Here is a 12,242-nt window from a genome sequence, read left to right on the forward strand (position 1 = left end):
AGTCGGCCCGCGGCCGGGTCAGTTCCCGGTCGCCTCCTTCCAGGCGTCGATGTAGGAGGTGAGGTTTTCCTCGATGTCGTTCCAGTCGGGGTCGAAGACCTCCACGCCGTCCATCAGCCCGGTGAGGGCGATGGCGTTGGGCGTCCGTGGCCTTGACGTCCTGGCGGGCCGCGAAACCGCCGCCGATCTCGCTGACCTGCCGCTGCGCCTTCCGGCCCAGCAGGTAGTCGAGGAGCTTCCCGCCTTTCTCGGTGTGCGGGGCGTCGGTGACCAGGCCGGCCGCGTAGGGCAGGGCGAAGGTCGTGGGCTTTCCGCCCTCGCGGGCCGGGAACCAGATGCCGGGGTTCGGCATGGACTTGGACTGGGCGTAGTTCATCTGCACGTCCCCGTCGGCGACGAGGAGTTCACTCTTGTCGACCTTGGGTGGCGGCGGGCGTAGGCGCCCATGCCGGTCATCTCCAGCGCCTCGGACACCCGGGTCCGGATCTCGGCCTTGGCGGCCTTGCGGGCCTTCAGCCCGAAGGCGACGTTGTCCTCCACCCGCATGTGCGGGAACAGGGCGTACTGCTGGACGACCATGCCGATGCCGCGCCGGTGCGGGGGCAGTCCCGTGACGTCGCGGTCGCCGAGGAACACCCGCCCGGAGGCGGGCCGTACGAACCCGGCGACCGCCCGCAGCGCGGTGGTCTTGCCGGATCCGGACGGCCCGAGCAGCGCCATGGCCTCGCCCGGTCCGACGGTGAGGTCGAGGGCGTCCAGGACGACGTTGCCGTCGTAGGCGACGGTGACCGAGTCGAAGCGGATGCCGCTGCCGATGGTGCTCATCAGCCGGCTGCTCCCCGCAGGAGGGCGGGCAGAGCGGCGACGGAGTCCAGCACGTGGGTCGCGCCCGCCTCGCGGAAGGCGTCGTCGCCGTGGGCCCCGGTGCGCACCCCGGCGACCAGTCCGGCGCCGGCGCGTACGCCGCTCAGCACGTCGTACGAGGTGTCGCCGACGACGGCGACCTGCCGTACGGCGTCGGCGGCCTTGGTGCGCAGGAACGCCTCCAGCACCATGTCCGGGTACGGCCGGCCGTGGCCGCCGGCGTCGGCGGGGCACAGGGTGAGCGGCACCAGGTCGCGCCAGCCGAGCGCGTCGAGGATGGCGTCCTGGGTGACGCGGGCGAAGCCGGTGGTCAGGACGACGGTGCGGCCGTCGGCGGTGAGTTCCCCGACGGCCTCGCGGGCGCCGGGGACGGGGGCGATCAGGCCGGCGTCGACGAGTTCGCCGTACGCCTTCTCGAAGGCCGCGTTGGCGCGCCGGGCGCGGTCCTCGTCGCCGAACAGGTGCCGGAAGACGGAGATCTTGGACTCGCCCATGGTGGCGCGGACGTAGTCGAGCTTCTCGGCGTGGTCCGGGGTGCCGGGCTCGACGCCGAGTTCGCGGGCGGCGGTGTCGAAGGCGCGCTCGACGAGGCCGCCGTCGGCGACGGTGGTGCCGGCCATGTCGAGGACGACGAGGCGGATGTCTGGGGTGTTCTCGGTCGTGGTCATCAGGGGGTTCACCAGCCCAGTTCGTTTGCCGTGGTCTCGGCTATCGCGGGTGAGCAGGTCATGCCGCGCCCGCCGGGCCCGGTGACCAGCCACACGCCGTCGCGCACCTGCTGCCGGTGCACGACGCGGCTCTCGTCGGTGCACTGCGCGTACACGCCGGCCCAGCGGCGGCGGACGCGGGGCAGCGGGCGGCCGAGGAGGGACTCGACGACGCCGGTGAGGTGCTCGTAGGGGTCCTCGACGGTGTCGAAGGCGAAGGGGTGCTCGTACTCGTGGGTGTCGCCGATGGTCAGGCCGCCGTCGGCGCGCTGGACCATCAGCAGCTGCATCCGGTGCTCGGCGGCCGTGGCGGGCTGCGGCTGCCGGGCGTTCAGCTCGTCCAGGGCGGGCGAGCCGTACGCGGGGTAGTAGCGGAAGCTGTCGGCGTCGGCGACCGAGGTGGTGAGCGGTTCGCCGAGGGGGTCGGTCTGCATCATCTGCAGGCGGACCCGGCGCACGGGCAGGTCCGGTCCGGCCAGTTCGCGCACCAGGCCGCCGAGCCAGGCGCCGGTGGCGAGGACTACGACGTCGCCGGTGTGGGTGTCGCCGTGGTCGTCGCGGACGCCCCTCTCGCCGACGACGTCGCGGACCTCGCGGCCGGGCAGGAAGGTGTAGCGCGGGGACTTGCGGAGTTCCGCGCGCAGGGCGAGCTGGGCGGTGCGCGGTTCCACGGCGGCGTCGCGCTCGCAGTACAGCGCGGCGTCGAACTCGCCCCGCAGGGCCGGGTTCAGGGCGCGGGTCTCGCCGAAGGTGAGCAGCTTGTGGCCGCGGGCGGCGGCGTCCGGGCGGGCGACGGCCGCCTCGGCGACGGCGCGCTCCAGGTCGCCGCGGAGCGGGGTCAGGGAGCCGTTGGCGCGGAAGCCCAGCGCCGGGACCCGGCCGCCGATCTCCTCCCACAGCTCCCGGGCCCGCAGCGCGGTCTCCAGCTCCTCACCGCCCGCTCGGCCACTGACCCAGATCTGGCCGAAATTGCGCAGTGAGGCGCCCCGGGCCTCGGACTCGCGCTCGATCTGTACGACCTCGTGGCCGCGGTCCACTGCGTGCCACGCGTGCATGGTGCCCACCACGCCGGCTCCGACGACTATCACTTTCACGACCGCCACGCTCCTTGGCATCGGGAACCGGAGGAATCCGGCTGACAACGAGAGCGTGAACCGGTCATCACGTTTGGGCTAGACCCGTTATCCTTTCGTTATTCCGCCGGGTGGTCGGCGAGGGTGTTCTTTCAGCCGCTCAGGTGGGTGGTGAACGAGAAGCGGTCGCCGCGGTAGAGCGTGCGCACCCGCTCCAGCGGGCGGCCCTCGGTGTCCTGGGAGACCCGGTGGATGAGCAGCATCGGCAGGGCCGGCGGGGTGCCGATGAGCAGGGCCTCGCGCGGGGTGGCGAGCACGGTCTCGATGCGTTCGTCGGCGTCCCCGAAGGCGATGCCCTGCGCGGCGAGGTGGGCGTAGAAGGACGAGTCCGGGTCGAAGGCGGTGTCCAGGTCGGGGATGCGGGCCACGGCGACGTAGGTGCTCTCCAGCCCGACCCGCTCGTCGTCGGCGAGCAGCACGCGCTCCAGGTGCCAGACGGGCTCCCCGCGCGTGAGGCCGGTCTCGGCGGCGAGCGCGTCGGGGCAGGGGAAGCGGTCGAGGGTGACGAGGGCACGGCCGGGGGTGCGCCCCTGGCGCCGGACGCCCTCGGTGTAGCTGGCCAGGGACAGCGGCTGCGCCAGCTTCGGCCCCGCGACCACGGTGCCGCGCCCCTGCCGGCGCAGCTTGCCCTCCAGCACGAGTTCGCGCAGTGCCTGCCGCACGGTCTCGCGGGCGACGCCGTAGCGCTCGGACAGGTCCCGCTCGGTGGGGATGGCGCCGCCCTCCCCCAGCTCGCCGACGAGTCGGTCGATCCGCGCCTTGACGGCGTAGTACTTCGGCACACGCCCGTGCTCGGGAATCCCGGAGCGGACGGGGGCTCCCGGGGCCTGGTCGTTCGGATAGTCCACGCAGGGATGGTCGCAGACGCGGGTGAGGGGAGACGGCGGGGCTGTCGGGGGCCTGGGGGCCGTCGGGGCCTTGGCGACGGCGAGCCCTTGGGGGCTGCGGACCGTGGGACCGGGAGTCCCGCGCCGGGGCAGCCGCTCAGCGGCGTCCGCGGACCCGCCGGACGGCCGCGCCTCGCGCGGCGAGGAGGGGGGACCGCCGTCCGCCAGGGTCAGGTCGGGGGGCCGAATCCGGAGCCGGTGGGTTCGTCGGCGGACGGCAAATCACTGCCCTGCTCGTCCCGGGGGCGGGGAGCGAGGGGCGGAAGGGCGCCGGGGCCCCGGCGTTCAGCCGCCGTCGCCCCGGCCGAACAGCGGGGCCAGCAGCAGTTGGGCCGCGCCCTCCGCGACCCCGCGCGTTCCGCCCGGCGCGAGCCGTACGGGTACGGCGCCGTCGTGACCGCCCTCGCGCCGGGCGCGGGCGCCGAGGACCGCGCCGACGCCGTGGACGAAGGCCTCGGGCGCGGCGGCGACGGTACGGCCGCCCAGCAGCACCAGGTCGATGTCCAGCAGCCCGGCGAGGTTCGCGGCGCCCGTGCCGAGCACCCTCGCCGCCTCCGCGAGGTCCCCGCGGGCGACGGCGGCGAGGCACAGGGCCTCTATGCAGCCCCGGGCGCCGCAGGTGCAGGGCGGCCCGTCCAGCTGGACGACCTGGTGCCCGAACTCCCCGGCACCGGTCCTCGCACCCCGGTGCACGGCGCCGCCGAAGACGAGACCGGCGCCGAGTCCGGTGCCGAGGTGGAGGTACGCGAAGGACCCGCTCCCGGCCCCGCCCTCCCCGACTCCCGCGCCGCCGACCGCCAGGCCGAGCGCCGCCGCGTTGGTGTCCTTGTCGACGACGACCGGCATGCCCAGCCGCCGCTCCAGCGCGTCCCGCAGCGGGTAGCCGTCCCACTCCGGGAAGCCGGTGACCCGGTGCAGCACGCCACGGACGTGGTCCAACGGCCCCGGCAGGGCGACACCGAGCCCGAGGAGGGTGGGAACGGCGGCGAGAACACCACCCGGCGACCGAACGCCCTGCGGGGCGGAAGGCCCCAGCCCCTCCGCCACGAGTCCCTCCGCCGCCCGCGCCACCTCCTCCCGTACGGTCTCCGCACCCGCGCCCAGGTCCAGTGGGGCGCGCCGTTCCCCCACCACGGTGCCGTCGAGGTCGACCAGCACCGCGCGCAGCTCGTCGCGGTCCAGGTGGACGCCGAGGGCGTGGCCCGCCCCGGGCACCAGGCGCAGTACCGTGCGCGGCTTGCCGCCGGTGGACGCGCGGCGTCCGGCCTCGACTGCCAGGCCCTCGCCCCGGAGCCGGGCGGTGATCTTGCTGACCGCCTGCGGGGTGAGTCCGGTGCGCTCGGCGAGTTCCAGCCGGCTGATGCCCTCGCCGCCTGCGGTGCGCAGCAGGTCGAGCACCAGGGCGGTGTTGTGGCTGCGCAGGGCGAGCAGGTTCGCGCCGCCGCCCGTACCCGTGCCTGCGCCCGCGCCGATCCCCGTACCTCCGCCGTTGCTCCTGTTCACGCCCCCATTGTCCCCGGCGCTTGCACTTTGGCAACACCGTTGCGAAAGTAGGACGCATGACTGGTACTCCTCCCGGCAATCCCCCTCTGCGCGTCGGCCTCGTCGGCTACGGCCTCGCGGGTTCCGTCTTCCATGCCCCGCTGATCGCCGCCACCGAGGGCCTGGCCCTGGACACGGTCGTCACCTCGAACCCGGAGCGGCAGCAGCAGGCCCGCGACGAGTTCCCTGACGTGCGGACCGTCGCGGGCCCCGACGAGCTGTTCGACCGGGCCGGCGAGCTGGACCTGGTCGTCGTCGCCTCCCCGAACAAGACGCACGTACCGCTCGCGACGCGGGCCCTGGAGGCCGGTCTGCCGGTCGTGGTGGACAAGCCGGTGGCGGGCACGGCCGCCGAGGCGCGTGCGCTGGCGACGCTGGCCGAGGAGCGCGGCCTGCTGCTCTCCGTCTTCCAGAACCGCCGCTGGGACAACGACTTCCTGACCCTGCGCACGTTGCTCGCCGAGGACGCGCTGGGCGAGGTGTGGCGCTTCGAGTCCCGCTTCGAGCGCTGGCGGCCGAAGCCGAAGGGCGGCTGGCGCGAGTCCGGCGACCCGGCGGAGATCGGCGGCCTCCTGTACGACCTCGGCAGCCACGTCGTCGACCAGGCCCTGGTCCTGTTCGGCCCGGTCACCCAGGTGTACGCCGAGTCCGTGGTCCGGCGGGCGGGCGCGGCGGCGGACGACGACACGTTCCTCGCGCTCACGCACGCGAACGGCGTCCGCTCCCACCTCTACGTCTCCTCCACCGCCGCCCAGCTCGGCCCCCGTTTCCGGGTGCTCGGCTCGAAGGCGGGTTACGTCAAGCACGGCCTCGACCCGCAGGAGGCGGCGCTGCGCGAGGGCAAGCGGCCGGGCCCCGGCTGGGGCGAGGAGGACGAGTCGCTGTGGGGCCGCGTCGGCGCCGGGGACTCCCCGCTGACCGGCGGCGGGCAGGTGGCGGCGACCGTCGCGGGCGACTACCCCGCGTACTACGCGGCCGTGGCCAAGGCCCTGCGCGAGGGCGGCCCGAACCCGGTGGACGCGCTGGAGGCGGCCGCCGCCCTGGACGTGCTGGAGGCGGCCCGCAGGTCGGCCCGCGACGGAGTGGTGGTGTCCCTGTGAGCACGGCACCGACGACACCCACCGTGGCGGAGCTGGAGGAGCAGGAACGCCGCCTGGTCTTCCGCCGCTTCACCCACGACGACGCGTGGGCGCTGGGCTCCCTGCTCGTCGAGCTGGCCCGGGAGCGCGAGGCCCCGGTCGCCATCGACATCCACCGCGCCGGACAGCAGCTCTTCCACGCCGCGCTGCCCGGCTCGACCCCCGACAACGACGCCTGGATCGCCCGCAAGCGCCGTGTCGTGGAGCGGTACGGCTCGGCGTCGTACCTGGTCGGCTCGCGTTTCCGGGCCAAGGGCACGACCTTCGAGGAGTCCTCGCGGCTCGACCCCGACACCTACGCGGCGCACGGCGGCTCCTTCCCCGTCACCGTCGCGGACGTCGGCGTCGTCGGCGCGGTGACGGTCTCCGGGCTGCCGCAGGTGGAGGACCACCGGCTGGTCGTCGAGGCGCTGGAGCGGTTCCTCGGCGAGTAGCCCGACCGGCCCCGGACGGCGTGGTCGGGGAATCAGCGGTGGGTACCCGTGGTTGTCTGGCAGACAGGCAAGATGATCACGGTGCCCACCGGAGGGATCGCAAGCGATGAACGAGGCGACGGCTTCCCTGAAGGAATCGGTCGGACGGTACGGCGTCTGGAGTGCGCAACTGCGCTCCGAGGACCCGGAGGGCGCGGCCGAACGCGCCGAGGTGGCCGCCGAGTTGGAACAGCTCGGCTACGGCGCCCTGTGGCTCGGCGGCAACACCGCCGCCCAACACGCCGCGCCGCTGATCGGGGCGACCGAGCGGATCGTGGTCGGCACCAGCATCCAGAGCATCTGGGAGCACAAGGCGTCCGAGGCGGCGGCGAGCTTCGCCGAGCTTGAGGTGTCCCACCCGGGCCGCTTCGTGCTGGGCCTCGGGGTGAGCCACGGCCCGCGCGTGGAGGGGTACCGCCGCCCGTACTCGACGATGGTCGGCTACCTGGACGAGCTGGACCGGGCCGGGATGCGCTCCGGCCACCGGGTGCTGGCCGCGCTCGGCCCGAAGATGCTGGACCTGTCCCGGGACCGGGCGGCGGGTGCCATCCCCTACCTGGTCACGCCCGAGCACACCGCGCAGGCCCGCGAGCGGCTCGGCGGGGGCGCGCTGCTGGCCCCGGAGTTCAAGGTCGTCCTCGACTCCGACCCGTCCCGCGCCCGCGCGACGGCCCGCGCCTATCTGGCCATGTACCTGAAGCTGCCGAACTACACGAAGAACTTCCTCAACCTCGGCTTCACCGACGCCGACGTCGACGGCGGCGGCAGCGACCGCCTCATCGACGCCGTCTTCGCCTGGGGCGACGAGGCCACGATCCGCGCCCGCATCGACGCCTTCCACGACGCGGGCGCCGACCATGTCGCCCTCCAGCTGGTGGAGGACGACATGACCCGCCTCCCGAGGGAGGGCTGGCGCAGGCTCGCTTCACTGCTGACGTGAGAGAACGCGCCCCAAAGGGGCGCGGGGCTGTGACATGAGCGGCTCCGCCGCGTGGGCGCGACCAGCCACAGTCAGCCCGCGGCCGACAACCAACCGCACTCCCCGGCGCCCCTCCCCTGCCCCAGCGGAGCGCCTACGCGTTCTTCAGCTCCTGCCGCTGCCGCCCCAGCCCCTCGACCTCCAGCTCGACCACGTCCCCGGCCCGCAGGTACGGCTTCGGCTCGGGCTGCCCCATCGCCACCCCCGCCGGCGTCCCGGTGTTGATGACGTCACCGGGTCGCAGCACCATGAACTGGCTGACGTACCGCACGACCTCCCCGACGGGGAAGATCTGCTCGGCGGTCGTGCCGTTCTGCTTCAGCTCGCCGTTCACCCACAGCCGCAGCGGCAGCCGCTGCGGGTCGGGCACCTCGTCGGCGGTCACCAGCCACGGGCCCAGCGGGTTGAACGTCTCGCAGTTCTTGCCCTTGTCCCAGGTCCCGCCGCGCTCGATCTGGAACTCCCGCTCGGACACGTCGTGCGCGACCGCGTACCCGGCGACACACGCGAGCCCCTCCTCCGCCGACTCCAGGTAGCGGGCGGTGCGCCCGACGACGACCGCCAGCTCCACCTCCCAGTCGGTCTTGGTGGACCCGCGCGGCACGAGCACCGTGTCGTGCGGCCCGACCACCGTGTCCGGCGCCTTGAAGAAGACGACCGGCTCGGCGGGCGGCTCGGCCCCGGTCTCGCGGGCGTGGTCGTGGTAGTTCAGCCCGATGCACACGATCTTGCCGATGCGTCCCACCGGCGGTCCGACACGCAGTCCCGTGCCGTCCAGGGCGGGCAGCTCACCGGCCGCGGCGGCGGCCCGTATCCGGTCGAGCGCGCCCTCGTCGGCGAGCAGGTCGCCGTCGATGTCCGCCACGACGCCCGACAGGTCTCGCAGGGTTCCGTCGGCGTCGAGCAGCGCGGGCCGCTCCGACCCCGCCGTACCGACTCGCAACAGCTTCATGATCCCCAACTCCTCGATCGCGGGCAGCCCGCCCGACGATGCGCGACCTGGGTGCGGCAGCGACGCGACAGCCGTCGGAGGACTGGTCGATCCTCCAAGGCCCGGTTCCACTCCGCAATACCCCGTTCACGTACTGGACCGTAGCGTCGCGGCCGCCCCACCCGGCGTTCAGCGGTAGAGCACGGCCCGCTCGACGGCGCTCCACGTCGTGCTGGTGACCACGTACAGCGCGGCGGCCAGCGGCACCACGGCCACGGTGACGAGGGTGAAGAAGGACATGAACGGCATGACCCGGGTGATCGCGCCGACGCCCGGCACCGCCTCCCGGTCACCGGCGGGCAGCACCGGCCGGTCGGCCATCGTCCGCCTGGTGAGCCGGTAGCTGAAGGTGGCGACCCCGGCGACGACCGCGAACAGCGCCACGTACACGAGCCCGGCGCCGCCGGTGAGCCCGCCGTCCCCGAACGCGTCGGCCCACCGCCCGCCGAGCGGGGCGGCCAGGAGCCGGTGGGAGAGGAGTTCGTTGGCCTCGCCGCCGATCGAGGAACTGGAGAAGAGGTGGTAGAGCAGGAAGAACGCGGGGATCTGGCAGAGGCTGGGCAGGCAGCCCGACAGCGGGGAGACCTTCTCCTCGGTGTGCAGTTCGAGCACGGCCCGCTGGAGCTTCTCGGGGTTCTTCGCGTGCTTGCGGCGCAGTTCGGCGATCCGCGGCTGGAGCGCGGTGCGCGCCTTCTGCCCGCGGGCGGCGGCCCGGGAGAGCGGGTGGACCAGGAGCCGTACGAGCGCGGTGAACAGGACGATGGCGGCGGCCGCGGCGGAGGCGCCGAACAGGGGCTGGAGCAGGTCGGCGAGGTGCTCGACCAGGCTGGCGAAAACGGACATGGGTGGGTGAACCCTCCGGGGGTCTCGTCGTGCCGGTGACGGTGACGCCGGCGAGGCCGGCGAATGGCGGCATGACGACACGGCCCGCGCGGGGATGTGCCCTGGTGGAAGGGGGTGCCCTACGCGGCGGTCGCCGGGAGGGCGTGTCCGGGTGCTCGGGGCCGGCGGCGGCCGGGCGCGTCGGGATCGCGCTGGGGCAGGAAGGCCGTACGCAGGTCACGGTCCCTGATGGCCGTACGCACCCGGGTGGGCGGCACGGCGGGCGCGCAGCGTGCGGCGATGACGGCGCACGCGGCGAGCGCGGAGCCGACCGCGGTGGTCGCGGCGAGCGCGACGGTGGCGGAGAGGCTGCCGACGTCGACGAGCGCGACGGGCAGCAGGACCAGCAGCAGGCCGAGGAGGGGGCGGAGATGGCGGAGGGGGCGGAGCACCGGGACGACGGTCCGGCGGTTCCGGTTGGTCGGCCGCATCGGCAACTCCTCCTCTCGCGCGCGTGTTTGTCCCAGTTATACAGGACGACGCGGTGCGGGACCCTGCTCGGTCTCGATCGGCCGGAGCAGCCTCCGGGGGCCGAGCAGCGCCCGGCTGACCGGGTCCGCGGGGTCGGGGTCGAGCCCGGGCCCCGGCCGCATGTCGATGTCGCGCACGGCGACGGGGGTCCCGCAGGCGGGGCAGGAACCGTGGGGAGTGAGTTCGGTGCCGCAGTCGGCGTGCCAGAAGGTGCGCATCGGCTCGCCGCCGAGCTGCTCGCGCCCCCAGATGCCGAGCGCCCGCAGGGCGGGCCACAGGGCGATGCCGCGGTCGGTGAGGACGTACTCGTCCCGGGGCGGCGACTCCTGGTACCTGCGCTTCTCCAGGATGCCCTCGGCGGTGAGCGCCTGGAGGCGGTTGGCCAGGACGGCGCGCGGGATGCCGAGGTGGACGAGGAAGTCGTTGTACCGCCGGACGCCGTAGAGCGCGTCGCGGATCACCAGCAGTGTCCAGCGCTCGCCGACGACCTCCAGCGCGCGGGCGATCGAGCACTCCTGCGTCGCGTAGTCCTTGCCCAGTGCCATGCCGTCCACTGTAGCCACTTTCCGCCATGAGGTTCAGTCATCGAACCGACGGTGCTAGGTTGGCTCACCTCAAGTAAGTTCGTTGACCGAACCCACTAGGTGAACCCATCCTCCGTCGAGCCATCGAGAGCGGACCGCCCCTCATGAGCGACCTTGGCACGGACTCCCCCACCACCCCGGCACCCACGGCAGCCGCGCCGCCCGCGGAACGGGCCTCCCCACCCCCGCACCCCGGCCGCACCCTCGCGCTGACCAGCGCCGCGACCGCGGTGGCCCTGATGGCGTTCACCGCGCCGATGGTCACGCTCCCCGAGACCGCCGCCGACCTGCACACCCCGCTGTCCGCCCAGGCCTGGCTGCTGAACGGCACCCCGCTCGGCCTGGCCGCCCTGCTCCTGGTGGCCGGCAGCCTGGCCGACGACTACGGGCGCCGCCGGCTCTTCGTCTCCGGCACGCTGGCCCTCGGCATCACCACCGTCCTCGGGGCCTTCGCGTCCACGACCTGGCTGTTCACGCTGGCCCGCATCGCACAGGGCGCGGCGAGCGCGGCGCTGCTGGCCAGCAGCCTCGGCCTGCTCGTCCACGCCTTCCCGACCCCCGCCGGGCGGCTGCGCGCGACCGGCGTGTGGGGCGCCTTCGTGAGCGGCGGGATAGCCGTGGGCCCCGTCCTCGTCGGGGCGATTCCCGACTGGCGGGTGGCGCACGGCATCCTCGGCGCCGCCGCGCTGGTGGTGGCGGGACTCGGCGCGCGGGCCCTGTCGGAGTCGCGCTCACCGCGGCCCGGCCGGCCGGACCTCGCCGGGGCGCTCACGTTCGGACCGGCGCTGGTCGCGCTCGTGGCGGCGCTGACGCTGGGCCGGGACGGGTGGCTGCGGGCGCCGGTGGGCCTGTTGCTGGGGGCGGCCGTCCTCCTCGGCGCCCTGTTCGTCGTACGGGAGCGCCGCGCGGCCGCCCCGATGATCGACCTGGCGCTGCTGCGCCGCCCGCTCTTCCTGGCGTCCTCCGCGGGCGGGCTGTTCACGGGCCTGTCGGTGATCGGCTTCTTCAGCTTCCTGCCGACGGTGCTGCAGCGGGCGCTCGGCCTGTCCCCGATGGACACGGCACTGCTCTCCCTGCTCTGGGCCGGTCTCGCCTTCGCGGTGGCCCTCCAGGCCCGCCGCATCGCCCACCGCGTCTCCGCGCGCCACCAGTTGACCGTCGGTTTCGCCCTGCACGCGGTCGGCGTCCTGACCATGCTCGGCGCGGTCGGCGCGAGCTCCTGGGCGCGGCTGCTGCCCGGTCTGGCGCTGGCGGGCGTCGGCAGCGGCCTGCTGAACGCCGCGCTGCCGCTGCTCGCGGTGGAGTCGGTACCGGCCGCCCGCGCGGCGATGGGCTCGGGCGCGCAGCAGACGTTCCGCTACATCGGTTCGTGCGCCGGGGTCGCCCTGACGGTCGCGATCGCGACGTCGGCGGGGAGCCCGGGGGCGGGCACGGACGTGGCGCTGTGGGTGTCGGCGGGGCTGGCCGTGGTGGCGGCGGTGCTGGTGGGAACGCTGCGGGAACGGCGCTGAGCGGGCCGACGCCACCCGGGCCTTCTCCGGCACCGCTCCCCGGCCTCCGGCCGGGCGGCGCCCCCCGGGGAGGCTGACC

At 74.4% G+C, this 12,242-nt stretch carries 12 protein-coding genes and 2 pseudogenes; 4 read left to right on the forward strand and 10 right to left on the reverse strand.

Going from position 1 to position 12,242, the window contains the following annotated elements; all coding sequences use genetic code 11:
* Nucleotides 1-18 precede the first annotated feature (18 nt).
* The 6 genes and pseudogenes from ACZ56V_RS08035 to ACZ56V_RS08060 all read right to left on the reverse strand — a co-directional run.
* Nucleotides 19-424 (reverse strand): annotated as a pseudogene (locus ACZ56V_RS08035) (type 2 periplasmic-binding domain-containing protein); the annotation flags it as partial.
* Nucleotides 418-825 (reverse strand): annotated as a pseudogene (locus ACZ56V_RS08040) (ABC transporter ATP-binding protein); the annotation flags it as partial. The pseudogenes ACZ56V_RS08040 and ACZ56V_RS08035, both read right to left, overlap by 7 nt.
* On the reverse strand, nucleotides 825-1,532 hold the full coding sequence (locus ACZ56V_RS08045; RefSeq protein WP_468940213.1) for a phosphonatase-like hydrolase: 708 nt from the start codon (nucleotides 1,530-1,532) through the stop codon (nucleotides 825-827). The gene ACZ56V_RS08045 and the pseudogene ACZ56V_RS08040, both read right to left, overlap by 1 nt.
* 8 nt (nucleotides 1,533-1,540) lie before the next feature.
* Nucleotides 1,541-2,686 (reverse strand): TIGR03364 family FAD-dependent oxidoreductase, encoded by a 1,146-nt coding sequence (locus tag ACZ56V_RS08050; protein WP_468940216.1) that lies wholly within the window; start codon nucleotides 2,684-2,686, stop codon nucleotides 1,541-1,543.
* A gap of 110 nt (nucleotides 2,687-2,796) precedes the next feature.
* Complete coding sequence (locus ACZ56V_RS08055) at nucleotides 2,797-3,552, reverse strand: GntR family transcriptional regulator (protein ID WP_468940219.1); 756 nt, start codon at nucleotides 3,550-3,552, stop codon at nucleotides 2,797-2,799.
* Between the two features lie 324 nt (nucleotides 3,553-3,876).
* Complete coding sequence (locus tag ACZ56V_RS08060; RefSeq protein ID WP_468940222.1) at nucleotides 3,877-5,094, reverse strand: ROK family transcriptional regulator; 1,218 nt, start codon at nucleotides 5,092-5,094, stop codon at nucleotides 3,877-3,879.
* A gap of 56 nt (nucleotides 5,095-5,150) precedes the next feature.
* Here ACZ56V_RS08060 and ACZ56V_RS08065 point away from each other — a divergent pair, with 56 nt between their 5' ends.
* The 3 genes from ACZ56V_RS08065 to ACZ56V_RS08075 all read left to right on the forward strand — a co-directional run bounded on the left by ACZ56V_RS08065 (nucleotide 5,151) and on the right by ACZ56V_RS08075 (nucleotide 7,685).
* Nucleotides 5,151-6,233 (forward strand): Gfo/Idh/MocA family oxidoreductase, encoded by a 1,083-nt coding sequence (locus ACZ56V_RS08065; protein ID WP_468940225.1) that lies wholly within the window; start codon nucleotides 5,151-5,153, stop codon nucleotides 6,231-6,233.
* Nucleotides 6,230-6,706 carry a heme-degrading domain-containing protein gene (locus tag ACZ56V_RS08070; RefSeq protein ID WP_398910595.1) on the forward strand — a complete coding sequence of 159 codons (477 nt, stop codon included), beginning with the start codon at nucleotides 6,230-6,232 and terminating at the stop codon, nucleotides 6,704-6,706. The genes ACZ56V_RS08065 and ACZ56V_RS08070 overlap by 4 nt, the downstream gene beginning before the upstream one ends.
* Nucleotides 6,707-6,812: 106 nt before the next feature.
* A complete protein-coding gene (locus ACZ56V_RS08075) occupies nucleotides 6,813-7,685 on the forward strand; it encodes an LLM class F420-dependent oxidoreductase (protein WP_398910593.1) in 873 nt (290 codons plus the stop codon).
* A gap of 133 nt (nucleotides 7,686-7,818) precedes the next feature.
* Here the strand turns inward: ACZ56V_RS08075 and ACZ56V_RS08080 are convergent, their stop codons facing one another.
* The 4 genes from ACZ56V_RS08080 to ACZ56V_RS08095 form a co-directional block, all read right to left on the reverse strand.
* Nucleotides 7,819-8,676, reverse strand: coding sequence for a fumarylacetoacetate hydrolase family protein (locus ACZ56V_RS08080; RefSeq protein WP_398910592.1), 858 nt, complete (start codon nucleotides 8,674-8,676; stop codon nucleotides 7,819-7,821).
* 168 nt (nucleotides 8,677-8,844) lie between these two features.
* Complete coding sequence (locus ACZ56V_RS08085) at nucleotides 8,845-9,558, reverse strand: YidC/Oxa1 family membrane protein insertase (protein ID WP_468940229.1); 714 nt, start codon at nucleotides 9,556-9,558, stop codon at nucleotides 8,845-8,847.
* Between the two features lie 119 nt (nucleotides 9,559-9,677).
* The gene (locus tag ACZ56V_RS08090; RefSeq protein WP_398910588.1) at nucleotides 9,678-10,028 is read right to left on the reverse strand and encodes a DUF6412 domain-containing protein; all 351 of its coding nucleotides are present in this window, start codon (nucleotides 10,026-10,028) and stop codon (nucleotides 9,678-9,680) included.
* A gap of 36 nt (nucleotides 10,029-10,064) precedes the next feature.
* Entirely contained in the window at nucleotides 10,065-10,613 is a 549-nt protein-coding gene (locus ACZ56V_RS08095; protein WP_398910586.1) for a winged helix-turn-helix transcriptional regulator, read from the reverse strand.
* Between the two features lie 143 nt (nucleotides 10,614-10,756).
* Here ACZ56V_RS08095 and ACZ56V_RS08100 point away from each other — a divergent pair, with 143 nt between their 5' ends.
* Nucleotides 10,757-12,163, forward strand: coding sequence for an MFS transporter (locus ACZ56V_RS08100; RefSeq protein ID WP_468940234.1), 1,407 nt, complete (start codon nucleotides 10,757-10,759; stop codon nucleotides 12,161-12,163).
* Nucleotides 12,164-12,242: the final 79 nt, after the last annotated feature.

The sequence above is a fragment of the Streptomyces sp. NPDC034099 genome (genome assembly GCF_055575415.1).

What these genes read in the sequence shown, in the direction of transcription:
- ACZ56V_RS08045 (WP_468940213.1), bottom strand. Translation starts at nt 1,532, where the DNA reads ATGACCACGACCGAGAACACCCCAGACATCCGCCTCGTCGTCCTCGAC.
- ACZ56V_RS08050 (WP_468940216.1), bottom strand. Translation starts at nt 2,686, where the DNA reads ATGCCAAGGAGCGTGGCGGTCGTGAAAGTGATAGTCGTCGGAGCCGGC.
- ACZ56V_RS08065 (WP_468940225.1), top strand. Translation starts at nt 5,151, where the DNA reads ATGACTGGTACTCCTCCCGGCAATCCCCCTCTGCGCGTCGGCCTCGTC.
- ACZ56V_RS08075 (WP_398910593.1), top strand. Translation starts at nt 6,813, where the DNA reads ATGAACGAGGCGACGGCTTCCCTGAAGGAATCGGTCGGACGGTACGGC.
- ACZ56V_RS08080 (WP_398910592.1), bottom strand. Translation starts at nt 8,676, where the DNA reads ATGAAGCTGTTGCGAGTCGGTACGGCGGGGTCGGAGCGGCCCGCGCTG.
- ACZ56V_RS08085 (WP_468940229.1), bottom strand. Translation starts at nt 9,558, where the DNA reads ATGTCCGTTTTCGCCAGCCTGGTCGAGCACCTCGCCGACCTGCTCCAG.
- ACZ56V_RS08090 (WP_398910588.1), bottom strand. Translation starts at nt 10,028, where the DNA reads ATGCGGCCGACCAACCGGAACCGCCGGACCGTCGTCCCGGTGCTCCGC.
- ACZ56V_RS08095 (WP_398910586.1), bottom strand. Translation starts at nt 10,613, where the DNA reads ATGGCACTGGGCAAGGACTACGCGACGCAGGAGTGCTCGATCGCCCGC.
- ACZ56V_RS08100 (WP_468940234.1), top strand. Translation starts at nt 10,757, where the DNA reads ATGAGCGACCTTGGCACGGACTCCCCCACCACCCCGGCACCCACGGCA.